This is a genomic window from Serratia sp. BW106 (genome assembly GCF_002607755.1).
GTDB lineage: Bacteria > Pseudomonadota > Gammaproteobacteria > Enterobacterales > Enterobacteriaceae > Serratia > Serratia proteamaculans.
Genome location: NZ_MCGS01000012.1, coordinates 26,396 through 51,186 on the forward strand (window position 1 = coordinate 26,396; position 24,791 = coordinate 51,186).

Sequence of the window (24,791 nt, forward strand, 5' to 3'; positions counted from 1 at the left end):
CACCCTCAGGCGCGCAGCTTAAACTGGCGGATATCAATCTGATATTGTTTGATTTTCCGCCACAGCGTGGTGCGGCCAATGCCCAGCAACTGCGCCATCTCGTTCAACTGTCCGCGGCTGACGTTGGCCGCGCGAATGATCGCCTGTCGTTCCATCTCCGCCAGCGTCAACAGCGGCATGCCCGGTTGCGGTTCACTTTCCAGCAGCGGCTGGTGGCTGAGCAGGTGTTCAGGTAAATCCGCCAGTTGCAGGTGGTGGCCGTGACACATCATCGCGGTGCGCTCCACCACCCCCTTCAGTTCCAGATCGTTGCCGGGCCACAGATACAACCCGAGTTGAGCCATCACCTCATCATCCACCCGGAAACGGCACTGAAAATGCTGTTCAAGCGTGCGCAGATGGTGCTTTACCAGCAGTGGAATATCGCTCAGTCGCTGGCGCAGCGAGGGGATCTGGATCTCGAACGCCTGCAGGCTGTAAAACAGCTGGCGGCGAAAACGATTCTGCTGCACCAACAGCGGCAGATCGGCGGCGCTGCTGGCGATCACCCGCACATCGACCGGGATCACCCGGTTGGAATTGAGCCGCATCACCACGCCGGTTTTCAGCACCTGCAACAGCGCCGACTGCATCTCCGCCGGTAAATACTCGATCTGTTCCAGGTACAGCGTACCGCCGTTGGCCAGTTCAAACTTGCTGAGTTGGCCCGCTTCTTCCTCGTTGGCATCGCTGCCCAGCAGCTCACGCAACCCCTGCGCTTCCGGCATCAGCTGGCAGTTGAGGGCGATATAAGGCCCGGCGGCGCGGTCGCTGGCGTTGTGGATCGCCTGACTGAGTAGCTCCTTACCGACACCTTCCTCGCCGCACAGCAGGATCGGGTGCTGGCCTTTCGCGGCTTGCTGGCCATAACGGATCAACCGGCGCATCTCCAGCGAGGCGGAAGGCATCTGTTCAAAACTGTGGCTGACACGGCCCAATTGGCTGCTGACATACTGGCGCAGCCGTTCTAGCGGATGCAGCAGGGCGATAAAACTACAGCGCTCACCGTCGAAGATTGGCTTGAGGGTTAACAGCGTCGCGATAAACTGCCGCTGACTTTCAAAGGTGACCTCAACGTGCTGCAACGGCTGCCGCTGGGCGATGGCGCGGTTGAGCAGGGCGGGCAGCGTCAGCAACTGGGTCAGCGCTTTGCCCTGGCTTTGTTGCTCATCCAGTTTCAGCAAGGAAGCGGCGCGCTGATTGATGTACTGCAGGTAACCGCGATGGTCCCAGGCCATGACGCCGTCATCCACCCCGTCGAGCAGGCCATAAAGCTGGTTCAGGTGGCGGTTGGATTCTGCCAGCAGGCTGTCGGCGTTCAGGGAGTTGCCGATCTCGCGTGCCAGCGCCAGCGTCAGTGACAGATCGCCAGCGGCGCAGTCGGCCAACCGGCAGCCCAGCGCAATCGAACCGCGTTGACGACCGCTGTTGTCGTAGACCGGCGTGGCGCAGAATGACCAGTCGTGCAGCGCCTGGCGCACATGTTCGCTGCCGCGCACCTGCATCGGGTGGCCCTCGGCTACCGCCAGTGACGGCGCGTTGGTGCCGATGTCCCCCTCGGCCCAATAGGCACCGGGGGTAAAACCCAATAGCTGCAGGCATTCGCGCGTTGGGGCATCGCCGCACAGCCACAGCATGCAGCCGCTTTCGTCGAGGATCATCAGCAGGCAGCGGCGCTGTTCCATGTATTCGCAGGCGTCTTCCAGCGCCGCCTGACCGAGCGTTAGCAGGTCATTCTTACGCTGGCAGATGGAATTAAAGGTGGCGCCGAGTGCGCAGTGGGGCGCTTTCCACACCGCGGGCTGCATCAGGCTGCGGCAACGCAACCAGGAAGCATAGATTGCCGGCGCAGGGCGTTGCGCGGGGGGCAGGTCACCTTCGATCAGGCGTTGCCAGCTTGAAGTGTTCTCCATCGGATCCCATCCAGACGAGATAAAGCGATAACCTGGATGATACCACTCCAGGGTGGGGGAAGGGCTGTGAGGCGGCGGGCAGAACCGATGACCCGGCAAAAAAAACGGGGTGCGGCAGAAGCCGTACCCCGTATTCAGCGGCGTAAATCCATCAGTTACGGAATGGGTTACCGCTGTTGCGTGCAGGCTGGCTGGTGGTGGTCGCCGGCGCGGAGGCACGGGTGTCAACCGGAGCAGCAGCAACTGGCGCGGAGGTTTGTGGTGCAGGGGCGTTGCCGTTATAGCCTTCAGCGTAAGCGTCTTGTGCCGTAGTCGCTGGGGCTACCACGTCTTGCGAAGTAGAAATCGGTTTACCCAATGCGCCGTTCAGCAGCAGCAGGTCGTTCTCGTTCAGGGTACCGAGTGCCGACTTGATGTTCAGTTGGTTGATCAGGTAGGTATAACGCGCGCTGGAGAGCTGTTGCTTGGCGTTATACAGCGTACTGGTGGCATCCAGCACGTCGACGATGGTACGAGTACCGACCTGGTAACCGGCCTCGGTCGCATCCAATGAACTCTGGGCAGATACTACCGCTTGTTGATAGGCGTTGATGCTGCTGATCGAGGCATTCACGTTATTGAACGAAGAACGCACGGTCTGCACTACGCTGCGGTGGGCGCTTTCCAGTTGCTCACTGGCGCCGACGAAGTTGTACTGCGCCTGCTGCACCTGCGAGTTGGTCTGGCCGCCGCTGTACAGTGGCATATTGAAGCTCAGGCCCACTTTGTTCTGACCAATGTCGCTGTCCGGCGTAATGTTACGTGAACCGCTGTTATTGGTATTGCTAACCGCGGTGGATGCGCTGAAATCAACGGTAGGCATATAACCGGTCTGTGCGGAACGGATCTGCTCACGGGCCAGATCCTGGCTCAGACGAGCGGACAACAGGCTCAGGTTACGGCTTTCGGCTTCTTTCAGCAGGTTATTTACGGCATCCGGGCGTTTGGTGTTGAAACGGTCGGTATTCAACGAGGCCAGTTCCGGATAGAAGGTACCGGTGACCTGGCGAAGTTTTTCCAGCGCGTTATCCAGGTTGTTACGGGCAGTTACTTCGGCCGCCAGCACGGTATCGTAGGACGAACGGGCGTTCTGCACGTCGGTGATCGCTACCAGGCCCACGTTAAAGCGTTGGGTGGTCTGGTCCAGGGTGCGGTAAACCGCTTGCTTGTTCGCCTGGGTATAAGACAGCGTATCAATAGCGCTCAGCACGTTAAAATAGGCGGTCGCGGTATCGAGGATCAACTGCTGCGAAGAGGTCTGGAAAGTCACGTCGGAGATGCCGGCGGTTTTTTCCTGCAGCGTCAGCGCACGCCATTTGGACATGTCGAAGATAGTCTGCGTCAACGCCAGTGAGCCACTGGTGGCATCGCTGTTGGCATCGCGGCTGTCACGGTAGCCATTGGTGTAAGTGTAACCGGCGCTCAAACCCAACTGTGGCAGCAATGGGCTGCGTGCTTCGTTGATTTTTTCGAATGCGGCGTCACGGTCAGCGGCGGTTTTGCGCAGATCCGGGTTACTTTCCCTGGCCTGTTTGTAGACCTGCAGCAGGTTCTCTGCCTGGCTCATTGCACTGAAGCCGCCCAGGCTCAGTCCGATAAGAAGGGGGAGCAGTTTCTTCATTTGCATTCCTTGTTGTGCAGCAATATTGCTATGTTGTTAGCGCTGACGATAGACGAAATAGTTGCCGATTCTAACAGAGTCTGTTGTACGCCTCAGGTGGCTGAATGTGCCATCTTGCGTAACTTTTACCTTTCAGGCCGCCTGTTTACCTTAGTTCAACTGGCTGCGTACGTCACACCTGATATCATGGCTCACAATCTATCATAAAGCCGCGGAAGATTATCCCGCCGTTTCTGTCATCAAAACTGTTTATTTTATCGGCATACTCACGCTGGAGAATTCATTTATGAGCCACTCGCAACCATCGCCCGTTACTCTCGATAAAAATGATGTAGAAATTATTGCACGTGAGACGCTTTATCGTGGTTTTTTTTCACTCAATTTATATCGTTTCCGCCACCGCTTGTTCAACGGTGAGATGAGTCCCGAAATTAAACGCGAAATTTTCGAGCGCGGGCACGCCGCGGTATTACTTCCCTATGACCCGGTGCGTGACGAGGTGGTGCTGATTGAACAACTGCGGATCGCTGCGGTCGATACCAGTAGGTCACCCTGGCTGCTGGAAATGGTGGCGGGCATGATCGAAACCGGCGAGAGTGTTGAAGACGTGTGCCGCCGTGAAGCGCAGGAAGAGGCCGGCGTCGTGGTCGGACGTTGCAAGCCGGTGTTGAGCTACCTGGCCAGCCCTGGCGGTACCAGCGAGCGCTTGTCAATTATGGTGGGCGAAGTGGACGCGACTACGGCGGAAGGCATCCATGGACTGGAAGAAGAACATGAAGATATCCGGGTCCATGTGGTCAGCCGCGAACAGGCTTACCGTTGGGTTGAAGAGGGTGCGATTGATAACGCGGCATCAGTGATTGCATTGCAGTGGCTGGCGTTGCACCATGAATCGTTAAGAAAAGAGTGGGCCAATTAATGAAACAGCGCTATACCCCTGATTTCCCCGAAATGATGAGATTGTGCGAAACCAACTTCGCGCAATTGCGCCGCTTGATGCCGCGCAATGATGAAGTGGGTGAAACGGTGACTTATCAGGTGAACGGCGCCAGTTATCGTCTGACCATTATTGAATCCACCCGCTATACCTCGCTGGTGCAGATCGAACAGACCGTCCCGGCAGTCAGCTACTGGAGCCTGCCTGCGATGACGGTGCGGCTGTATCATGACGCGATGGTTGCGGAAGTGTGTTCAAGTCAGCAGATCTATCGCTTTAAAGCACGTTATGATTATCCCAACAAAAAGTTGCATCAACGCGACGAAAAGCATCAAATTAACCAGTTTCTTGCTGATTGGTTGCGCTACTGTTTGGCGCATGGAGCAATGGCGGTTCCGGTTTGTTAAACAGACTGAGATAACAAAGGACACCATTTGGAAAGCCTGTTTAAACCGACCGTGGCAAGTGGGGCCAGGGTCAGGATCCTGCAAATAACAGATACCCACCTTTTTGCCGGCGAAAATGAGACTTTGCTTGGCATCAATACCTATCGCAGCTATCACGCGGTGTTGGACGCTATCCTGGCGCAGCAGCGTGATTTTGATCTGGTCGTCGCCACCGGTGATTTGGCACAGGATCATTCATTGGCCGCCTACCGGCACTTTGCCGAAGGTATTGCACGGTTGCCGGCGCCTTGCGTTTGGCTGCCGGGCAACCATGATTTTCAGCCGGCGATGGTCGACGCACTGGCCGACGCCGGAATTGCCCCGTCAAAACAGGTGCTGGTGGGCGATCACTGGCAGGTGCTGTTGCTGGACAGCCAGGTCTTCGGCGTGCCGCACGGTGAGCTGAGCGAATATCAGCTCGAGTGGATGGAGCGCTGCCTGCAAGCCTATCCCGATCGCTATACCCTAATGCTGTTGCACCATCATCCGCTGCCGTCCGGCTGCACCTGGCTCGATCAACACAGCCTGCGCAACCCGCATACGCTGGGCGCGGTGCTGTTGCGCTACCCGAAAGTGAATACCCTGCTGTGCGGGCATATTCACCAGGAGCTGGATCTGGAGTGGCAGGGCCGACGCCTGCTGGCATCGCCGTCCACCTGCGTGCAGTTCAAACCGCATTGCACCAATTTCACTATCGACGAGGTTTCACCCGGCTGGCGCTATCTTGATTTGCTGCCGGACGGCCGCGTCGAGACGCAGGTTTTCCGCCTGGAAAACGACGATTTCCGCCCCGACATGGATTCGGATGGGTATTGATGCCTTCGACACTGCTCTACCTGCACGGTTTTAACAGCTCGCCGTTCTCGGCCAAGGCAACCTCTTTCAAGGCGTGGCTGGCCGAACATCATCCGCATATCGAAGTCCTGGTGCCTCAACTGCCGGTGTTCCCGGCGGAGGCGGCCGAAATGATCGAGAACATGGTGATGGAACGAGCCGGGCAGACGATAGGCGTGGTCGGCTCCTCACTGGGCGGGTACTACGCAACCTGGCTTTCGCAGTGTTTTTCACTGCCGGCGGTAGTGGTTAACCCTGCTGTGAAGCCGTTTGAACTGCTGATTGACTACCTTGGCAAAAACGAGAACCCCTACACCGGCCAGCAATATGTGTTAGAGTCTCGTCACGTTTACGATCTGAAAACGATGCAGATCGATCCCTTGGAGTCACCGGATTTAATCTGGTTGCTGCAACAAACGGGCGATGAAATTCTCGATTATGGGCAAGCGGTCGCCTATTACACCGCATGCCGACAGACGGTGGAGTCGGGTGGAAACCACGCCTTCGTCGGTTTCGAGCATTACTTCCCCCAGATTGTGGATTTTTTAGGGCTAAACGCTGTCTGAGCAGACGGTTCCGGCACCTTCCTTACTAACCACGAAAAACTCAACGATGACTCAATCCAGCTATAACGCTGATGCCATTGAAGTACTCAGCGGTCTAGAACCAGTGCGCCGTCGTCCCGGCATGTATACCGACACGACGCGCCCCAATCACCTCGGCCAAGAGGTGATAGATAACAGCGTCGATGAAGCGTTGGCCGGTCACGCCAAGCGCATCGACGTGATCCTGCACGCCGATCAGTCACTGGAAGTGATCGATGACGGCCGTGGTATGCCGGTGGATATCCACCCTGAAGAAGGCGTACCGGCGGTTGAGTTGATCATGTGTCGTCTGCACGCGGGCGGTAAATTCTCCAATAAAAACTACCAGTTCTCCGGCGGCCTGCACGGCGTGGGGATTTCGGTGGTTAACGCCCTGTCGACCCGGGTAGAAGTCAACGTCAAGCGCGACGGCAACGTCTACAGCATTGCCTTTGAAAACGGTGACAAGGTGCAGGAACTGGCGGTGACCGGCAGCTGCGGCAAACGCAATACCGGCACCAGCATCCATTTCTGGCCTGACGAGAAGTTCTTCGACAGCCCGCGTTTCTCTGTCTCGCGTCTCAGTCACCTGCTGAAAGCCAAAGCGGTACTGTGTCCTGGGGTAGAAATCTACTTCATCGACAAGCTGAACAACACCGAGCAACGCTGGTGCTATCAGGACGGCCTGACCGATTACCTGATGGAAGCGGTTAACGGCCTGATCACCCTGCCGGAAGCGGCGTTTGTCGGCAACTTTGCCGGCGATACCGAGGCGGTAGATTGGGCACTGCTGTGGCTGCCGGAAGGCGGTGAACTGCTGACCGAAAGCTACGTCAACCTGATCCCGACCATGCAGGGCGGCACCCACGTTAACGGCCTGCGTCAGGGCTTGCTGGACGCCATGCGCGAGTTCTGTGAATTCCGCAATATCCTGCCGCGTGGCGTGAAGCTGTCCGCGGAAGATATCTGGGACCGTTGCGCCTACGTGCTGTCGGTGAAGATGCAGGATCCGCAGTTCGCCGGGCAGACCAAAGAGCGTCTGTCGTCACGTCAGTGTGCGGCCTTTGTTTCCGGCGTGGTGAAAGACGCCTTCAGCCTGTGGCTGAACCAGAACATTCAGGCGGCGGAACAGCTGGCCGAGCTGGCTATTTCCAGCGCCCAGCGCCGTCTGCGTGCCGCCAAAAAAGTGGTGCGCAAGAAGCTGACCAGCGGTCCGGCACTGCCGGGTAAACTGGCCGACTGTACGTCGCAGGATCTGAACATGACCGAACTGTTCCTGGTGGAAGGGGACTCGGCGGGCGGTTCAGCCAAACAGGCACGCGATCGTGAATATCAGGCGATCATGCCGCTGAAAGGCAAAATCCTGAATACCTGGGAAGTCTCCTCGGATGAAGTACTGGCCTCGCAGGAAGTGCACGACATCTCGGTGGCGATCGGTATTGATCCGGACAGCGAAGATCTCAGCCAACTGCGTTACGGTAAAATCTGTATCCTGGCGGATGCGGACTCCGACGGCCTGCACATTGCCACGCTGTTGTGCGCGCTGTTTGTACGCCATTTCCGTTCGTTGGTGAAGGGCGGTCACGTGTATGTGGCTATGCCGCCGCTGTACCGTATCGACCTCGGCAAAGAGGTGTTCTACGCGCTGGATGAAGAAGAAAAGGCCGGCGTGCTGGAACAGTTGAAACGCAAAAAGGGCAAGCCAAACGTTCAGCGCTTTAAAGGGCTGGGTGAGATGAACCCGCCGCAATTGCGTGAGACTACCCTGGATCCGAACACCCGCCGTCTGGTGCAGTTGACGGTGAGCGACGAGGACGTGGATCAGACGTTGGCGATGATGGACATGTTGCTGGCCAAGAAGCGTTCCGAAGACCGCCGCAACTGGCTGCAGGACAAAGGCGATATGGCCGAGCTGTCTGCCTGACCGACAGGCCCGGCTCCCCGCCGGGCTTTCTTCCCGCAGGCGCTGCATGCGGCGCCCGATGACTTTGGGCGGAATGCATGAAAATCACCCTCGAAGAATTACTGGCGTTTACCACCGTCGTTGACAGCGGCTCTATCACGGCCGCCGCCGAACAGCTCGGTCAGACCACCTCCGGTATCAGCCGCGCGCTCAGTCGGCTGGAAAAAAAACTCGATACAACTTTAATGCGCCGCACCACGCGACGGCTGGAGCTGACTGAAGAAGGCCAAAACTTCCTCAGCCATGCGCGCGAAATTATCCGCTCGGTTGAGAACGCCGAAGAACAGATGGCGTTGCGCAGGCTGATCCCGGCCGGCAAGCTGCGGGTCAATGCCGCCGCCCCCTTTATGGAACACGTGGTCGTGCCGTTGGTGGCCGGCTTTCGCCAAAGTTATCCGCAAATTGAGCTGGAACTGAATACCGACAATCTGATTATCGACCTGCTGGAGAAACGCACCGATATTGCCATTCGCATCGGTGTGCTGCGGGATTCGACCATTCATGCGCGCCTGCTGGGTGCCAGCCGCTTACGTGTTCTTGCCAGTCCGGATTACCTCGCACGTAACGGCACTCCCACCAGCGTCGAAGCGCTGCGAGAGCACTGCCTGCTCGGCTTCACTCAGCCGGAATCACTCAATTTGTGGCCGTTGCGTTATCAGCAGGCGCAGCATTTTGCCATCACGCCGACAATATCGGCCTCCAGCGGTGAAACGTTGCGGCAGTTGGCGTTGCGTGGCGAAGGGATCGTGCAGTTGGCTGATTTTATGACGCGTGACGATCAACGCAGCGGGCGGCTGGTGCCGTTGCTGGAGCAGGAGACGTTAGATGTGCGCCAGCCGATTAATGCGGTGTATTACCGCAATACCCAACTGGCAGCGCGTATTACCTGTTTTCTCGACTACGTCAGTGCGCATATTGATGCGCAGACGCTGTAGGGGCCATAGGGCGGCCCCTCAGGGGATTACAGTGCGTTACCCAGTACGTGAATCGTCACGCCCAGCACACTGTCTTTGATGGTGTCACGATGCTGGTGCATGTGAGCGATATCCAGGTGTTTTTCCAGGTGCGCCTGGCTGGCCCATTTCTCCAGCATAAACACCGAGTCCGGCGACAGTTTCTGCCATGGCGCCTGGGTGTGACTGTCGATCATTGGCGTATATTCACTACAGCCGTCTTCTGCCAGCACCAGCGGGATCAGTTTCTCAATCGCCTTCAGGACCGTTTCACGGTGGCCCGGCTTGGTTTTGATTTCTGCAATTACGGTGATCATCACTACCTCATTGATTGACATGTATTCCCGTCATACTTCAAGCCGCCTCTTTGTTGGCTGCCCGCACTTACCCCGGTCACGTACCACTTGTACGCTCCCGGAGGTGCGTTTGCTTGCCGCCTTGATGCGACTCGAATTATTTTGGGTATATCGTATCAGTTAAGCAAAAATTTCGGCCAGATGCTCGCGATAACGTGCGATGTCGCCGTCGATATCCGGTTGTTTAATCACGTCATTACAGATAAAGGTCGGCAGCGCTTCCATACCCAGGAACTGATTGGCCTTGTGGAAGTGCAGATACACGCCGTCAACCCCGACGCCGTGGAAGAACTGTTCCGGGTCGGTAAAGGCTTCCAGCGGGGCGTTCCAGGTCAGGCTCAGCATGTACTTCTTGCCCTGGATCAGGCCGCCGGAACCGTATTTTTTGCCGGCGTCGGAGCGGGTGCGACCATCGCTGGCATACAGGCTGCCGTGCCCGGCGGTGAATACTTCATCGATGTATTTTTTCAGGATCCACGGCTCGCCCATCCACCAGCCGGGCATCTGATAGACCACCACGTCGGCCCACAGGTATTTTTGCACTTCGGCTTCGATATCGTAGCCGTCGTCGACCACGGTGACTTGTACCTGGTGCTGCACATCGCGCAGATAGGTTTCCGCCACGTCGCTCATCGTTTGGTTGAGTTCGCCGTTAGAATGACCGAACTGTTTTTTAGCATTGATAATCAGGATATTGCTCATCTTTCACGGCACCTGTCAGAGTTAAAATATGTGATGTCTCCGCGCCAGGGTGCGGAAAACATTTCGCTGACAGGGAGTGTAATGCTTAGCAATGTAAGTAAAAATGGGATCCAGCGCACAACAGTGTTGACTGTGAGTCAATAAATGCGCCGTGGAATAGCGAAATTTTGCATAAAATCGGCAGATGAACCGGCCACGCCGGATGATTGCTGCGCCATCTGTGACAGCCACCCCGCTGATGAGTTACTATCGCGGACAGAATCAACCCTTTGTCGTCCAGGGATTGCCAAGCCACGGTCTGAGGATAATTGAGTAATGAGTGATCTGACTCATGACGGTGTAGAGCGTTTACCGCTGCACACATTCACTGAAAACGCCTATCTGAACTATTCCATGTACGTCATCATGGATCGGGCGTTGCCGTACATTGGTGACGGTTTGAAGCCGGTACAACGCCGCATCATCTACGCCATGTCTGAGCTGGGGCTGAACAACAGCGCCAAATTCAAAAAATCTGCCCGTACCGTGGGTGATGTGCTGGGTAAATACCATCCGCACGGCGACAGTGCCTGCTATGAAGCCATGGTGTTGATGGCACAGCCATTCTCTTATCGCTATCCGCTGGTAGACGGCCAGGGGAACTGGGGTGCGCCGGATGATCCTAAATCCTTCGCCGCGATGCGTTATACCGAATCCCGCCTGTCCAAATACGCGGAGGTGCTGCTGGCCGAGCTGGGTCAGGGGACCGTTGACTGGGTGCCAAACTTTGACGGCACCATGCAGGAGCCGAAGATGTTGCCGGCCCGCCTGCCCAACATCCTGCTGAACGGCACCACCGGTATCGCGGTGGGTATGGCGACCGATATTCCGCCACACAACGTGCGTGAAGTGGCCGCCGCTGCAGTGGCGCTGATCGACAAGCCAGGCGCTTCGCTGGAAGAGTTGCTCGAGTTCGTACAGGGCCCGGACTACCCGACCGAAGCCGAGATCATTACCCCGCGTGAAGAAATCCGCAAAATTTATCAGAACGGCCGCGGTTCGGTACGTATGCGCGCCGTCTGGAATAAAGAAGACGGCAGCGCGGTGATCACTGCCTTGCCGCACCAGGTTTCCGGCGCCAAGGTGCTGGAGCAGATTGCCAGCCAGATGCGCGCTAAAAAGCTGCCGATGGTCGAAGATCTGCGTGATGAATCCGATCACGAGAACCCTACGCGGCTGGTGATTGTGCCACGTTCCAACCGTATCGATCTGGATCAGGTGATGAATCACCTGTTTGCCACTACCGATCTGGAACGCAGCTACCGCATCAACATGAACATGATCGGTCTGGACAACCGCCCGCAGGTGAAAGGGCTGGTGGAAATCCTCACCGAGTGGCTGGCATTCCGTCGCGATACGGTACGCCGTCGCCTGAACTACCGTCTGGAAAAAGTACTGAAACGCCTGCACATCCTGGAAGGTTTGCTGGTGGCGTTCCTCAATATCGATGAAGTGATCCACATCATCCGTAGCGAGGACGAGCCCAAGCCGGTGCTGATGCAGCGTTTTGGTATTTCTGATACCCAGGCCGAAGCGATCCTCGAACTGAAACTGCGCCATTTGGCGAAGCTGGAAGAATTCAAGATCCGCGGCGAGCAGGATGAGTTAGCCAAGGAGCGCGATCAACTGCAGGCGCTGCTGGCCTCTGAGCGTAAGCTGAACACCCTGATCAAGAAAGAGATCCAGGCCGATGCGCTGGCTTATGGCGACGATCGCCGCTCGCCGATTACCGAGCGTGCAGAAGCCAAGGCGATGAGCGAGCACGACTTTGTGCCGTCGGAGCCGGTGACCATCGTATTGTCTGAAATGGGCTGGGTGCGTAGCGCCAAGGGCCACGATATCGATCCAAGCGGCCTGAGCTACAAGGCCGGTGACAGTTACCGCAGTGCGGCACGTGGCAAGACTAACCAGCCGGTGGTGTTTATCGACTCCACCGGGCGCAGCTACGCACTGGATCCTCTGACGCTGCCTTCGGCGCGTGGGCAGGGCGAGCCGTTGACCGGCAAGCTGACGCCACCGCCGGGTGCAACCATTGAGCAAGTGCTGATGGCCGCAGACGACCAGAAATTGCTGATGGCTTCTGACGCCGGTTACGGCTTCGTCTGTACCTTCAACGATCTGGTGGCGCGTAACCGTGCCGGCAAGGCGATGATTACTCTGCCGGATAACGCCAAAGCGCTGGCACCGATGGAAATCCACGGCGACGATGACATGCTGCTGTCGATCACTGCCGCCGGGCGCATGCTGTTCTTCCCGGTTGCCGACCTGCCGCAGTTGTCGAAGGGCAAGGGTAACAAGATTGTTTCTATCCCGTCGGCCCAGGCCGCATCCGGTGAAGACAAACTGACATGGCTGTTCGTGCTGCCGCCGCAAACCTCTGTGACCCTGCACGTGGGTAAACGCAAGCTGACGCTGCGTCCGGAAGATTTGCAGAAATTCCGTGCGGAACGTGGCCGTAAAGGTACCTCACTGCCACGAGGCCTGCAGCGAATCGACCGCGTAGAGGTCGATGCTCCGGCGCGTGCGCCTACCGGCGACAGCGAAGAGTAAGCCTGTAACGGCAGGATAACCCCTCGGGCGCAGCATGCTGCGCCCGCTTTATTTCCCGCCGGCGGCAATTATTTTCAAATAGTTAACATTTCCCGGCATAAAATTATTGTGCGTTTCGTCGGCTGGCGGGAAAATAGCAAAAAAAGGCAGGGCAGGTTTTCGAACCCTGCAATCAAAGAATGAGTAAAGGGATCTGCGCAGCGTTTCAGGCTGCGCCGGCAGTGTGCTAATGAGGTTGTTATGTTATTAATTTTACGTGCCGTGCTCGCCACCCTGTATTGTCTGCTGGTGTGCATTTTCGGTTCTATTTACTGTTTATTTTTCCGTCCCCGAGATCCCCGCCATGTGGCGACGTTCGGTCATTTGTTTGGCCGCCTGTCCGGGCTATTTGGTCTGAAAGTGGAAGTCCGCGTGCCGGCCGATGCAGCTAAAAACGGTAACTGCATTTATATTGCCAACCACCAGAATAACTACGATATGGTAACGGCCGCCAAAGCGGTACAACCGCGTACCGTGACCGTGGGTAAAAAAAGCCTGCTGTGGGTCCCGTTCTTCGGCCCACTGTATTGGGTGACCGGTAACTTGCTGATTGACCGTGATAACCGCGCCAAAGCGCACGGCACCATTGCTCAGGTGGCCGAACAGTTTAAAAAACGTGATATTTCGGTCTGGATGTTCCCTGAAGGCACCCGCAGCCGCGGACGTGGGTTGATGCCGTTTAAAACCGGTGCATTCCACGCGGCTATCGCTGCCGGAGTGCCGATTGTGCCAATCTGCGTTTCCACCACCAGCGGTAAAATTAATCTTAACCGTTGGAATAACGGTCATGCGATCGTCGAGGTGATGGAGCCGATCGATATCAGCAATTACAGTAGAGAAAATGTGCGTGAGCTGGCTGCCCATTGCCATGAGCTGATGCTGGCGAAAATTGCCGAGCTGGACGCGGAAGTTGCCCAGCGCAATGCGGCCGGAAAATAATATCCCTACCGGCTTCAAAGAATGAACTTTTAAACGGCGTCAAACGCCGTTAGCGACTGGGCTCCTGCTAATCTGATTAACAGGGGCCCGGTTTTTGCACAGGGTTTAATCATTGCTTTTCATGGAGAAAATATGTCACTCAGTCGACGTCAGTTTATTCAGGCATCGGGCTTGGCGCTGTGCGCAGGAGCCGTGCCGCTGAGGGCTGAGGCGAGCGGAATGCAGACCCCATTACCTATTCCCCCGTTGCTGGAGTCCCGCCGCGGTCAGCCGCTGTTTTTAACCTTGCAGCGCGCCCACTGGGCATTTATGGATAATCGCAAGACGTCGGTGTGGGGCATTAACGGCATGTACCTTGGACCGACGGTGCGGGTTTACAACGGCGATGACGTCAAACTGATCTACAGCAACCGCCTGCCGGAGCCGGTGGCGATGACCATCAGCGGTCTGCAGGTGCCGGGTACTCTGACCGGGGGCGCGCCGCGCATGATGTCTCCCAACGTTGACTGGTCACCGGTGTTGCCTATCCGCCAGAGTGCGGCCACCTGCTGGTACCACGCCAGCACGCCCAACCGCATGGCCCCGCATGTTTACAACGGCCTGACCGGGCTGTGGCTGGTTGAGGATGAAGTCAGTAAGGCATTGCCGTTGCCGAACCACTATGGCGTCGATGATTTCCCGTTGATCATTCAGGACAAGCGGCTGGATAACTTCGGCACACCGGAATATGACCCCCCGTCGCAGGGCGGCTTTGTCGGCGATACGCTGTTGGTTAACGGTGTACAAAACCCCTTTGTCGAAGTCTCACGCGGTTGGGTGCGCCTGCGCCTGCTTAATGCTTCCAACTCACGTCGCTACATGCTGCAACTGAGTGACGGTCGGCCACTAAACGTGATCTCCAGCGATCAGGGTTTCCTGCCGGCACCGGTAGCGGTGCAACAGCTTTCGCTGGCACCGGGTGAGCGCCGCGAGGTGCTGATCGATATGTCGAAAGGTGATGAGGTGACGATCAGTGCCGGTGAAGCTGCGGGCATTATGGATCGCCTGCGCGGCCTGATTGAGCCTTCCAGCATCCTGGTTTCCACCCAGGTGTTGACGCTGAAACCGACCGGTTTACTGCCGCTGGTAACCGACAATCTGCCGATGCGTTTACTGGCGGATGAACTGCTGGACGGCAGCGTTAGCCGCACCCGCGAATTCCGTCTGGGCGACAGCCAGGCGGGGATCAACGGGGCCGTCTGGGACATGAACCGTATCGATGTACAAACCCAGCAGGGCAGTTGGGAGCGCTGGAATATCCATGCGGATACGCCGCAGGCGTTCCATATTCAGGGCGTACGCTTCCTGGTGAAACGGGTCAACGGCGCGCAGCCGATGGCGGAAGATCGCGGCTGGAAGGATACGGTATGGGTCGACGGCGACGTCGAGCTGCTGGTCTACTTCAATCAGTCCACTTCGGAGCATTTCCCGTTCCTGTTCTACAGTCAGACGCTGGAGATGGCGGATCGCGGCAGCGCAGGCCAGTTTATGGTACAGCCTGCGCTTTAAGTTGGTTGCAGAGGCTTCTCCTGGGGAGCCGCACGCAACATCTCCAGAAACGCCTGCACCACCGGCGTTGCGCTGTCGGCATGATAAATGGCGTACAGATCCGCTGACGGTGCCTGCTGCAGCGGGCAAAAACGCACGCCGGGCCAGGGAATACGGCCGTAACTGTCCGGCAGCAGCGTGATGCCATAGCCTTCTGCCACCAGCGCCATCAGGGTTTGCGGTTCGTTGACCTGATAGGCGATATCCGGTTTGAAACCCTGCTGTAAACACAGGTTATGCAGATACAGGCCCAGGCTGGCCTCGTGCGGCGGCAGCACAATGAATTTTTCATGTCGCAGCGCGGCGAGCGGCAGGCTTTCCGCCTGCGCCAGCGGGTGGTCCAGAGGCAGCACCACCGCAATATTCTCCCGGGCCAGCAGTTGGCTCGCCAACCCCGGCAGTACCTGCTGCCTGGCCTCGCGCCAGACACCAATATCGATATGACGTTTTTGCAGCGCAGTGATTTGCTGGCTGGGTGTCAGCTCGTTTAACGCCCAGGTGACGTTGGCCGCTTGCCCGGCAAAGCGCTTCAGCGCCGGTATCAGCCCGCCCCAAACCGAAGTGCCGACCATGCCGACCACCATATGCCCGGCCTCACCACGGCCCAGTTGTTGCACCTGGTTCAGCGCATGCCCGGCCTGATCCAGCAGCATTTCTACGTTTTGCAACAGCGTGCGGCCTGCCAGCGTTAGCGCCATCGAGCGGGTGGTGCGTTTGAACAGCTCCACGCCCAGCTGGCTCTCCAGCTCTTTGATGTGTTTGCTGAGCGGCGGTTGCGAAATATTCAGCCGCAGTGCCGCCTGGGTGAAGTTCATCTCCTCCGCCACCACGCGGAAATAATGCAGCAGACGGAAATTAATCCGGCTGGGATCGGGCAGGGGTTTGGGCTGTTTGATGCTGATGATGGCCTCCTGTGGCTACCAATTTATAGGTAAATGGAATAAATCGGCCGCCAATAATGTATTGGTCGCCGCTGCACCTCGCTCTCTACTATGGGGATCACCTCCCCCTCATAGAAGAGAATACAATGTTTAATCAAGAAGATGCTTTTTCCTGTGCCGAAGTGATCCGCACCCGACTGCCGGGCTTCCAGCCACGCGCTGCTTTGATTCTGGGGTCCGGGCTGGGCGCACTGGCGGAGGTAATGACAGACACTCTGACCATCGACTACGCAGAGCTGCCAGGGTTCCCCGTCAGCAGCGTGGTGGGCCATGCCGGGCAGCTGGTTGCCGGCTGGCTGGAGGGCGTGCCGGTACTGTGCATGAAGGGGCGTGGCCACTATTACGAAGGTCGCGGCATGCAGGTGATGACCACCGCCGTACGCACCTTCAAACTGCTGGGCTGTGAATTTCTGCTGGCCACCAATGCTGCCGGTTCTTTGCGCCAATCGGTGGCACCGGGCAGTCTGGTAGTCCTCACCGACCACATCAACTTTATGCCTGAGTCGCCGCTGGTTGGCGATAACGATGAGCGTTTTGGCCCGCGTTTCTTCAGCCTGGCCAACGCCTACGATCGCGAGCTGCGCGGTCAGTTGGCTCAGGTGGCGGAAAGCGTGGGCATTCCGCTGGCAGAAGGGGTATTTGCCGCTTACACCGGGCCCAACTTCGAAACTCCGGCAGAAATCCGCATGATGCAAACGCTGGGTTGCGACGTGGTCGGCATGTCGATCGTGCCGGAAGTGCTCTCGGCGCGTCACTGTGGGCTGAAAGTGCTGGTGGTGTCCGCGATGACCAACTACGCCGAAGGGCTGTCGGATACGCCGCTGTCCCATGAGCAAACGCTGAGCTGTGCAGCGCTGGCGGCCGAGGACTTTATGCGCCTGATCCGTGAGTTCTTCAAAACGCTGTAATGCTGTAAAACCCCTCGCGGCAGGGAGCGGGAACCCTGCCGTGCGAATCATCGTTTTAATCAGAATAATAAGGTGATGGTGATGGCAATAAAAACGCGACTGAAGGTGATGGTCTTTCTGCAGTTCTTTATCTGGGGTGCCTGGCTGGTCACGCTGGGATCTTACATGATTAACACCCTGCATTTCAGCGGTCTGCAGGTGGGTATGGTATACAGCGCCAAAGGTATTGCGGCGCTGATTATGCCGGGGTTGGCGGGCATTCTTGCCGATCGCTGGATCAAGGCCAATTACCTGTATGCACTGTGTCATCTGCTCGGTGCGGGTGCACTGTATTGTGCCGCCCAGGTTGAACAACCGATGCTGATGTTTTGGGTGATGCTGTTCAACGCCATGGTGTATATGCCGACCATTGCGCTTTCCAACGCCATTTCCTATTTCTGCCTGGAAAAGCACGGTTACGATACGGTCAAGGATTTCCCGCCGGTGCGGGTGTATGGCACCGTCGGTTTTATTGTGGCGATGTGGCTGATCGGTTTTAGCCGAATTGAACTCAGCAATATGCAACTGTATCTGGCCTCCGGGGTGTCTCTGCTGTTGGCCGGTTATTCGCTGACGCTGCCGAATTGCCCGACCAGTAAGGTGGAAAAGTCGAAAAGCTGGTTCAGCGTGTTGGGGCTGGATGCACTGGTGTTATTCCGCCAACGGCGCATGGCATTGTTTTTCCTGTTTGCCATGCTGTTGGGGGCGGCACTGCAGGTCACTAACACCTTCGGCAACCCGTTCCTGCACGATTTCGCCAATAATCCGCTGTATCAGGACAGCATAAGCGTCAGATACCCGGCGGTGCTGTTGTCACTGTCACAAATCTCCGAGGTGTTTTTCATCCTCACCATCCCGTTCTTCCTGCGCCGATATGGCATAAAACAGGTGATGCTAATCAGCATGGCGGCCTGGACGCTGCGTTTCCTGTTCCTGGCCTATGGCACCCCGGTCGGTTTCGGCTTTGTCCTGCTGCTGCTTTCGATGATCGTCTACGGCTGCGCCTTTGATTTCTTTAATATCTCCGGGGCTATCTTCGTGGAGCAAGAGGCGGATCACCGTATTCGTGCCAGTGCGCAGGGGCTGTTTATGACCATGGTGAATGGCATAGGCGCTTATCTGGGGGCGATTGCCAGCGGTGAAGTGGTGGATTTCTTCACCCACAACGGCGTCAAAGATTGGCAGAGTATCTGGTTGATCTTCGCTTTATATACGCTGGTACTGGGCGTGATTTTTGCTCTGACCTTTAACTATCAGCATCGGCCGGAGGAAAGCCCTGGCCCAATACAGCGGGCGCATTAAAAATATATGGGCGCATCTCGTTTGCGCCCATATTGTTAATTACTAATAATTGCGACGCCTTCTTATTATTGTTTTAAGTGCCATAAGTATTAAATAACCAACAACAAAATAAAACATTATCACAACAATATCTTGGTTGTTATTTTAAAAAAAACAATATCTCGTAAGTTAATCTTATTGCTGATTGGCTTTTAAGCGGGTATTTCTTGACTGGCATAGGGCTATGTGGTCTCTTATTGATAACGGGGAATAATGGATTGTTGCTGAAGGGTATTCTTTAATTATGGCACTCGCAGAGAAAAATTTGTCTTTAGTTGAAAACGATTTTTTCACCCTGAACAGTAAGAATAGCACCCTAATTATTAAGGCTAAAAATGAATCCATTCATCTTACTGAATTGCAAAGGCGCCTTTTTTGTATTTTGCTTAGCGGCGTAACCAAGAAGCAAGAAGTGATAGAGTCAGTATGGGAAAATAATCACGTCACTATCACTGACAACAACTATCATCAATTAATATATCAATGCAGAACATTACTTTCCCGTCATGGTATTCCTCCTGAAGTCATCAAAACCATCCCACGATACGGTGTCAGGTTCAACTGCTCGCCACTGGAAGAGGCACAGGCTCAGCACTCTGGCTGGTTTACCCAGTGGCGTGAAAAATTCGTCAGCATGCTCTGTAACAGGCAAAGCCTTATCCGTAATCTTTTTATTTTACTGGTTGTTAATATTGTTTTTATTGTCAGTGCCATGGCGTAAATGAAATGGCCTTGCCTATTTACCCTTACAACAAGCGAGAGGCGTGGCGTGAGATTTTGTTTTGTTCCTGGTAATTTTTCCATCATTTATCGTATCGAGAAAGAAAAATGGCCAGCGGTACTGGGATATGTATTGCTTATTTTTGGACTGATAACGGCTATTTTTGTGACCTGTGAGACGTTCTATAAAACAGAAAACTCTGAGATCAACCTTGAAGCGCCATTAAAAAAAACACCTGATAAGATCGTCAGTCAGCTGACCAATCCATTGCCAGCACTGTTTTATCCCGATGGTCAGAAAGATGCAGATACCGATCAAGAGCGCTTTCGTGTTACCAGAGAAGTCGCCAGTGACACCTTATTAATGACGGCTCCGGTCGCAAAGTTACCGATGAAAGTTGTGGGTTTACTCTGTGACAAAAGTAACCATGCCGGTATGGCCATTATTGAAGCCTCGGGGCGACAGCAGAGTTATCTCTCAGGCAGTGCAATCAATGACATTTACCCGATAATAAAAATATTTCCAGACCGGATTATTATCAATGAAAACGGATTTTATGCCGCATTAATACTCGAGAGTTGAGTGTGATCATTGATGTTGCATTATCAGGGTTCGCAATTGGAAAGGCATATGTACAACACTGACTTATCTCCAGACAGGCATGGGTTCATGCACGCAAAAATGACAAGACCTCTCATCACGAAAACACTCATATTCATCGCAATGCTGGCCATCGTGCTGTGCATGATAACCCCCGTTCAGGCCGAAGAATTCTCCGCCAATTTCAAAGGAACGGATATTCACGAATTTATCAGTACCGCCAGCAAGGCACTGGGGAAAACCATCATTATTGACGATGGGGTGAAAGGTAAAGTCACGGTTCGCAGCTATGAGCCGCTGGATGCCGGGCAATACTACCAGTTCTTCCTCAATGTGCTTGATGTCTATGGTTATGCAGTCATCAGCATGCCCAATAATGTCCTGAAGGTGATACCGGCGAAAGACGGTAAAAGAGCGGCCCTTAGCTCCCTGAAAACGCCCGCCGAAGGTGATGAGTTGATCATGCGGATTGTCCCTTTGAACAATATCGCGGCGAAAGAAGTGGCCCCGTTGATGCGCCAATTTAACGACAGTATTGGCATCGGCAACGTGGTGTTCCTGGAAAGTGGCAATGCGCTGTTGATCACCGGCCGGGCTGACGTGGTCAATAGCCTGGTGGAACTGGCCCATGAAATGGATCGTACCGATCAGGCCAGCGTAGCCTCAGTCGCTTTGCAACATGCCTCTGCCGCCGATGTAGTCAGCATTGTCACGACCCTGTTTCGGGATGAGAGCCGAACCAAGAAGGGCGTGCAGCCAGGGATGAAAGTGGTTGCTGATGAGCGGACCAATACCGTGCTGATTGCCGGTGAGCCGACGATACAGGCACGAGTCAAAAGTATTATCCGGCAGTTGGATCAAGAGAAAGCCAGTCAGGGAAATACCAAGGTGATCCGGCTGAAATATGCCAAGGCGCAGAGTCTGCTGGAAGTACTTTCTGGTGTCAGCGCCAATCTGCAGGACGACAAAAAGTCTGCCGGTGCCAGCGTTTCAGTTATGAAGAACATGGTGATCAAGGCGGATGAGCTGACCAATGCGCTGATCATCAATGCCACGCCAGATGTCATGAGTAACCTGGAAAAAGTCATCGAGCAGCTCGATATTCGCCGTGCACAGGTGCTGGTTGAGGCGGTGATTGTCGAAATGCAAAATGCCGATGGCCTGAATCTGGGCATTCAATGGGCTAACCGTTATGGCGGAGGCACGCAGTTCGGCAATGCCCAGGCGCAAATTGCCCCCGGATTTAAAGGGGGGATGGAGGAAGTCTTCAAAAATGCCAATGGCCTGGTGACGGGTTTCTACAGTGGCAACTGGGCCGGCCTGCTTACCGCCATCAGCAACCAGAGCCAGAATAATATTCTCGCCACGCCCAGCATCATGACACTGGACAATGAAGATGCCGAGTTCAGTGTCGGGCAGGATGTGCCTATTCTGACCGGCTCTCAAACCACCAACAGTGACAACGTGTTCAATACGGTGTCGCGCAAAACCGTCGGTATCAAGCTGAAGGTCAAACCGCAAATCAACAAGGGGCAGTCGGTACTGCTGCAGATCGAGCAGGAGGTTTCCAGCGTGGCGGAAAACAGCTCGGTGGATAAGGACAACCTGGGGGCCACTTTTAATATTCGTACGGTTAATAACACCGTCCTGGTGGAAAGCGGTGAGACCGTGGTGGTCGGCGGGTTGTTGGACAAGTCGCAATCCGACAGCAAAAGTGCGGTGCCGTTTTTGGAACGCATTCCGCTGCTGGGTGCTTTGTTCCGCTCTACCTCGCATAAAGAGAGTAAACGCAATTTGATCTTGTTCATTCGGCCGACGGTGATCCGCTCTACCGAGGAATATGCGCAAGAAAGCTTGCGCAAAGCCGCCCGTTTCCGCTCGCTTAACGCCCAGTCATTGCCGCTGAAAGCCCATGCGGATGCCCAGCTTGATATGGTCGGCGCTGCTGAAAATGGCGCCTTTAAGCAGATCCAACAGCAAATTGATGGGTTTTATCGGCAGGGCCGCCAGTGACCGATATTTGCTTGTCCTATGCCTGGGCGCGTCAGCACCACGCGCTCCTCACCGGCGAAGAAAACCAGCGCACCCTGTGGTGCCGACAGGACGTGAGCCTGGCCACGTTGGCCGAGCTTGCTCGCCTGTTGGCGGAAGACATTCCGCTGTGCCTGTTGGACGAGAGCGCCTTCGAACAGAAATTGCTGGAACATTACCAGCAGGGCAGCAGCAATACGCAAAAGACCATGGACGATTTGGGCAAAGAGCTCGATTTTTACAGCCTGGCACAGGCGCTGCCGGCAACCCAGGATCTGCTGGATGAGCAGGACGATGCGCCGATAATCCGTTTATTGAACGCCATGCTCAGTGAAGCCATTAAAGAACGGGCCTCGGACATTCATATTGAGACCTATGACTGCGAACTGGTGATCCGTTTTCGTATTGATGGCGTACTAAAAACCATTCTGAAGCCCCAGCACCAGCTTGCAGCCCTGCTGACATCCCGCATTAAGGTGATGTCAAAACTGGATATTGCAGAGAAACGGATCCCGCAGGACGGCCGTATTACCCTGAAGATTGGCGGCCGAGCCGTCGATGTTAGGGTGTCCGTTTTGCCGACCAATCATGGAGAGCGGGTGGTGATGCGCTTGCTGGACAAAAGCAGCGTCAGCCTGGATCTCGCCAAGATGGGCGTCCGTTCGCTTGAATTGGCGGCGTTAACGCGGCTGGTTCATCAGCCCCACGGGGTGATCCTGGTGACCGGCCCGACCGGGTCGGGGAAAAGCACCACGCTGTATGCGTTGCTGATGCAGATTAATGACGGCAATCGCAACATCATGACCATAGAAGATCCGGTCGAGTTTGAATTAAAGGGGATTTCGCAAACCCAGGTTAACACCCGGGTCGATATGACGTTTGCCCGGGGATTGCGCGCCTTGCTTCGTCAGGATCCGGACGTTGTGCTGTTGGGGGAAATACGCGATACCGAAACCGCACATATTGCGGTACAGGCTTCGCTGACCGGGCACCTGGTGTTATCTACCCTGCATACCAACACCGCCATCGGTGCTATCACCCGTTTGCGCGATATGGGGATCGAACCCTTCCTGCTGGCCAGCTCCCTGACGGGCATTCTGGCCCAGCGGCTGGTGCGAAAATTGTGCCCACATTGTCGGCAGCCTTATGCGCTTTCTGCAGAACAAGCCCACTCAATACAGTTATCCCCCGAGATCGAACCCGTTGCGTGGCGTCCGGTCGGCTGCGAAAAATGTCATGGTTTGGGGTACCGCGGGCGGCTGGGGATCCACGAACTGCTGCTGATCGATGATGCTATCCGCAAGGCGATTCATTTGAACAGCAGTGAGCAGGAAATTGAACAATTGTGCGGTGATGCGCGACACACCCTGCGCCAGGATGGTGTACGCAAGCTGCTGATGGGGGAAACCAGTATTGAAGAGGTGCTGCGGGTAACCGGTGGGGAGCCATGCAGTGAAGTTTAACTATCAGGCCTACGATGCCGCCGGCAAAGGCGTCAAAGGCGTGCTGGAGACGGATTCCTTACGCAGCGCACGGCAACGGCTGCGTGAGCAAAAACTGACGCCATCACGGATTACCCCGCAGGGAACAAGCCTGGTCGCCTCTCTGCTGGCTGCCCGGCGTCGCCCTCGTTTGAGCAGCAGCGAACTGGCTCTGGTGACCCGCCAGCTCGCGACCTTAATTGCGGCCGCCTTACCGCTTGAAGAGGCGTTGTTGACCGTCGCACTTCAGTCCGAAAAAAAGACGGTGATCCAGCTAATCACCCGCCTGCGCAGCCATGTGCTGGAGGGCCTGTCGCTGTCTCAGGCGTTGATGCAATTCCCCTCCGTTTTCGACCGTCTGTTTTGCGCCATGGTGGCTGCCGGCGAGAGCAGCGGCCAGTTGCCTTTGATTTTCACCGAGTTGGCGGATTACGTCGAACAGCGGCAGAAAATCAAAAACAAAATGACCCAGGCCATGACCTACCCGGTGATCCTGACGCTGGTCGCCATCGCGGTGATTAGCCTGCTGTTGGTGGCGGTAGTGCCGAAAGTGATTGAACAGTTTGTGCATATGAAACAAACGCTGCCGTTAACCACCCAAATCCTGTTGATGTGCAGCGACGGGATAAGCCGCTGGGGACCTTATGGCCTGGCGGCGATCGTAACGGGCACGCTGACCTTTCGCTGGCAGTTGAAAAAAACGCGATTTCGTCTGGCATGGCACCGCTATTTATTGCGCATGCCGGCTCTGGGAACCCTGTTCCTGAATCTGGATACCGCCCGTTATGCGCACACCCTCAGCATTCTGACACTCAGCGCAGTGCCTTTGTTGGACAGCATGAAGATCAGCGCGGCGGTGCTGAATAACGACGAGGCCCGGCGCCGGTTACTGGAGGCGATGACGCAGGTACAGGAGGGCGGCGCTTTGCACCAGGCGCTGGCGGACAGCCGTCTTTTTTCCCCGATGATGCGCCATATGATCGCCGCAGGTGAGCGCAGCAGTGAACTTGGCAGCATGTTGAAACGGGCTGCCGATATGCAACAGGACGCCCTCAATCAACGTATCGCGTTGGTACTCAGCCTGTTTGAACCTGCGCTGGTGATTAGCATGGCCGGCATGGTTCTGTTCATTATTCTGGCGATCCTGCAACCGATCCTACAGCTCAATAACATGATGGGTTAACTCAA

Annotated in this window: 21 protein-coding genes; 16 read left to right on the forward strand and 5 right to left on the reverse strand. The window is 55.8% G+C overall.

The features are described 5' to 3' along the window. Positions 1–5 precede the first annotated feature (5 nt). A complete protein-coding gene (dhaR, locus tag BEI65_RS10500; protein WP_099063272.1) occupies positions 6–1,952 on the reverse strand; it encodes a dihydroxyacetone kinase operon transcriptional regulator DhaR in 1,947 nt (648 codons plus the stop codon). 151 nt (positions 1,953–2,103) lie between these two features. Then, a complete protein-coding gene (tolC, locus tag BEI65_RS10505; protein ID WP_099063273.1) occupies positions 2,104–3,612 on the reverse strand; it encodes an outer membrane channel protein TolC in 1,509 nt (502 codons plus the stop codon). Between the two features lie 286 nt (positions 3,613–3,898). On the opposite strand from tolC, the gene nudF reads away from it, so the two are divergent. The 6 genes from nudF (at position 3,899) to BEI65_RS10535 (ending at position 9,311) form a co-directional block, all read left to right on the forward strand. Continuing rightward, positions 3,899–4,531: an ADP-ribose diphosphatase gene (gene nudF / locus BEI65_RS10510; RefSeq protein WP_099063274.1), complete on the forward strand. Its 633-nt coding sequence runs from the start codon at positions 3,899–3,901 to the stop codon at positions 4,529–4,531. Continuing rightward, positions 4,531–4,956: a DUF1249 family protein gene (locus tag BEI65_RS10515; RefSeq protein ID WP_099063275.1), complete on the forward strand. Its 426-nt coding sequence runs from the start codon at positions 4,531–4,533 to the stop codon at positions 4,954–4,956. The genes nudF and BEI65_RS10515 overlap by 1 nt, the downstream gene beginning before the upstream one ends. 27 nt (positions 4,957–4,983) lie before the next feature. Beyond that, positions 4,984–5,811 (forward strand): 3',5'-cyclic-AMP phosphodiesterase, encoded by an 828-nt coding sequence (gene cpdA, locus BEI65_RS10520; protein WP_085119261.1) that lies wholly within the window; start codon positions 4,984–4,986, stop codon positions 5,809–5,811. After that, positions 5,811–6,395, forward strand: a complete 585-nt coding sequence (gene yqiA / locus BEI65_RS10525) for an esterase YqiA (protein WP_099063276.1) — start codon at positions 5,811–5,813, stop codon at positions 6,393–6,395. Before cpdA ends, yqiA begins: the two co-directional genes overlap by 1 nt. Before the next feature lie 46 nt (positions 6,396–6,441). After that, positions 6,442–8,337, forward strand: a complete 1,896-nt coding sequence (parE, locus tag BEI65_RS10530) for a DNA topoisomerase IV subunit B (RefSeq protein WP_099063277.1) — start codon at positions 6,442–6,444, stop codon at positions 8,335–8,337. 77 nt (positions 8,338–8,414) lie between these two features. Beyond that, positions 8,415–9,311, forward strand: coding sequence for a LysR substrate-binding domain-containing protein (locus tag BEI65_RS10535; protein WP_099063278.1), 897 nt, complete (start codon positions 8,415–8,417; stop codon positions 9,309–9,311). Between the two features lie 26 nt (positions 9,312–9,337). Here the strand turns inward: BEI65_RS10535 and BEI65_RS10540 are convergent, their stop codons facing one another. Beyond that, positions 9,338–9,646 (reverse strand): putative quinol monooxygenase, encoded by a 309-nt coding sequence (locus tag BEI65_RS10540; RefSeq protein WP_099063399.1) that lies wholly within the window; start codon positions 9,644–9,646, stop codon positions 9,338–9,340. A 159-nt stretch (positions 9,647–9,805) separates the two neighbouring features. Then, positions 9,806–10,387 carry an NAD(P)H-dependent oxidoreductase gene (locus BEI65_RS10545; protein WP_099063279.1) on the reverse strand — a complete coding sequence of 194 codons (582 nt, stop codon included), beginning with the start codon at positions 10,385–10,387 and terminating at the stop codon, positions 9,806–9,808. A gap of 315 nt (positions 10,388–10,702) precedes the next feature. On the opposite strand from BEI65_RS10545, the gene parC reads away from it, so the two are divergent. From parC to ftsP, 3 genes are all read left to right on the forward strand, one after another. Continuing rightward, positions 10,703–12,976, forward strand: a complete 2,274-nt coding sequence (gene parC / locus BEI65_RS10550; protein ID WP_099063280.1) for a DNA topoisomerase IV subunit A — start codon at positions 10,703–10,705, stop codon at positions 12,974–12,976. A 240-nt stretch (positions 12,977–13,216) separates the two neighbouring features. Further along, complete coding sequence (locus BEI65_RS10555; RefSeq protein ID WP_085119250.1) at positions 13,217–13,954, forward strand: 1-acylglycerol-3-phosphate O-acyltransferase; 738 nt, start codon at positions 13,217–13,219, stop codon at positions 13,952–13,954. A gap of 132 nt (positions 13,955–14,086) precedes the next feature. Next, positions 14,087–15,502 (forward strand): cell division protein FtsP, encoded by a 1,416-nt coding sequence (gene ftsP, locus BEI65_RS10560; protein ID WP_099063281.1) that lies wholly within the window; start codon positions 14,087–14,089, stop codon positions 15,500–15,502. Here ftsP and BEI65_RS10565 read toward each other — a convergent pair. Then, entirely contained in the window at positions 15,499–16,419 is a 921-nt protein-coding gene (locus tag BEI65_RS10565; RefSeq protein WP_369804759.1) for a LysR family transcriptional regulator, read from the reverse strand. The two genes, ftsP and BEI65_RS10565, sit on opposite strands and share 4 nt — an antisense overlap. A 149-nt stretch (positions 16,420–16,568) precedes the next feature. Between BEI65_RS10565 and xapA the strand changes: the two genes are divergently transcribed. The 7 genes from xapA (at position 16,569) to gspF (ending at position 24,786) form a co-directional block, all read left to right on the forward strand. Next, on the forward strand, positions 16,569–17,390 hold the full coding sequence (xapA, locus tag BEI65_RS10570; RefSeq protein WP_099063283.1) for a xanthosine phosphorylase: 822 nt from the start codon (positions 16,569–16,571) through the stop codon (positions 17,388–17,390). An 81-nt stretch (positions 17,391–17,471) separates the two neighbouring features. Next, a complete protein-coding gene (locus BEI65_RS10575; RefSeq protein WP_099063400.1) occupies positions 17,472–18,731 on the forward strand; it encodes a nucleoside permease in 1,260 nt (419 codons plus the stop codon). 283 nt (positions 18,732–19,014) lie between these two features. Then, the gene (locus BEI65_RS10580; RefSeq protein ID WP_099063284.1) at positions 19,015–19,491 is read left to right on the forward strand and encodes a helix-turn-helix domain-containing protein; all 477 of its coding nucleotides are present in this window, start codon (positions 19,015–19,017) and stop codon (positions 19,489–19,491) included. A 48-nt stretch (positions 19,492–19,539) separates the two neighbouring features. Beyond that, positions 19,540–20,073, forward strand: a complete 534-nt coding sequence (locus BEI65_RS10585; protein ID WP_099063401.1) for a type II secretion system protein N — start codon at positions 19,540–19,542, stop codon at positions 20,071–20,073. Between the two features lie 87 nt (positions 20,074–20,160). Further along, entirely contained in the window at positions 20,161–22,104 is a 1,944-nt protein-coding gene (gene gspD, locus BEI65_RS10590) for a type II secretion system secretin GspD (protein ID WP_369804757.1), read from the forward strand. Further along, the gene (gspE, locus tag BEI65_RS10595; protein WP_099063286.1) at positions 22,101–23,585 is read left to right on the forward strand and encodes a type II secretion system ATPase GspE; all 1,485 of its coding nucleotides are present in this window, start codon (positions 22,101–22,103) and stop codon (positions 23,583–23,585) included. Before gspD ends, gspE begins: the two co-directional genes overlap by 4 nt. After that, the gene (gene gspF / locus BEI65_RS10600) at positions 23,575–24,786 is read left to right on the forward strand and encodes a type II secretion system inner membrane protein GspF (protein WP_157765443.1); all 1,212 of its coding nucleotides are present in this window, start codon (positions 23,575–23,577) and stop codon (positions 24,784–24,786) included. The genes gspE and gspF overlap by 11 nt, the downstream gene beginning before the upstream one ends. The last annotated feature ends 5 nt before the right edge of the window (positions 24,787–24,791 follow it).

Coding starts and splice junctions, on each gene's coding strand:
- gspD (WP_369804757.1), top strand. CDS start 20,161: ATGCACGCAAAAATGACAAGACCTCTCATCACGAAAACACTCATATTC.
- BEI65_RS10545 (WP_099063279.1), bottom strand. CDS start 10,387: ATGAGCAATATCCTGATTATCAATGCTAAAAAACAGTTCGGTCATTCT.
- parC (WP_099063280.1), top strand. CDS start 10,703: ATGAGTGATCTGACTCATGACGGTGTAGAGCGTTTACCGCTGCACACA.
- dhaR (WP_099063272.1), bottom strand. CDS start 1,952: ATGGAGAACACTTCAAGCTGGCAACGCCTGATCGAAGGTGACCTGCCC.
- yqiA (WP_099063276.1), top strand. CDS start 5,811: ATGCCTTCGACACTGCTCTACCTGCACGGTTTTAACAGCTCGCCGTTC.
- tolC (WP_099063273.1), bottom strand. CDS start 3,612: ATGAAGAAACTGCTCCCCCTTCTTATCGGACTGAGCCTGGGCGGCTTC.
- BEI65_RS10575 (WP_099063400.1), top strand. CDS start 17,472: ATGGCAATAAAAACGCGACTGAAGGTGATGGTCTTTCTGCAGTTCTTT.
- ftsP (WP_099063281.1), top strand. CDS start 14,087: ATGTCACTCAGTCGACGTCAGTTTATTCAGGCATCGGGCTTGGCGCTG.
- BEI65_RS10580 (WP_099063284.1), top strand. CDS start 19,015: ATGGCACTCGCAGAGAAAAATTTGTCTTTAGTTGAAAACGATTTTTTC.
- nudF (WP_099063274.1), top strand. CDS start 3,899: ATGAGCCACTCGCAACCATCGCCCGTTACTCTCGATAAAAATGATGTA.
- parE (WP_099063277.1), top strand. CDS start 6,442: ATGACTCAATCCAGCTATAACGCTGATGCCATTGAAGTACTCAGCGGT.
- BEI65_RS10555 (WP_085119250.1), top strand. CDS start 13,217: ATGTTATTAATTTTACGTGCCGTGCTCGCCACCCTGTATTGTCTGCTG.
- BEI65_RS10515 (WP_099063275.1), top strand. CDS start 4,531: ATGAAACAGCGCTATACCCCTGATTTCCCCGAAATGATGAGATTGTGC.
- BEI65_RS10540 (WP_099063399.1), bottom strand. CDS start 9,646: ATGATCACCGTAATTGCAGAAATCAAAACCAAGCCGGGCCACCGTGAA.
- BEI65_RS10535 (WP_099063278.1), top strand. CDS start 8,415: ATGAAAATCACCCTCGAAGAATTACTGGCGTTTACCACCGTCGTTGAC.
- xapA (WP_099063283.1), top strand. CDS start 16,569: ATGTTTAATCAAGAAGATGCTTTTTCCTGTGCCGAAGTGATCCGCACC.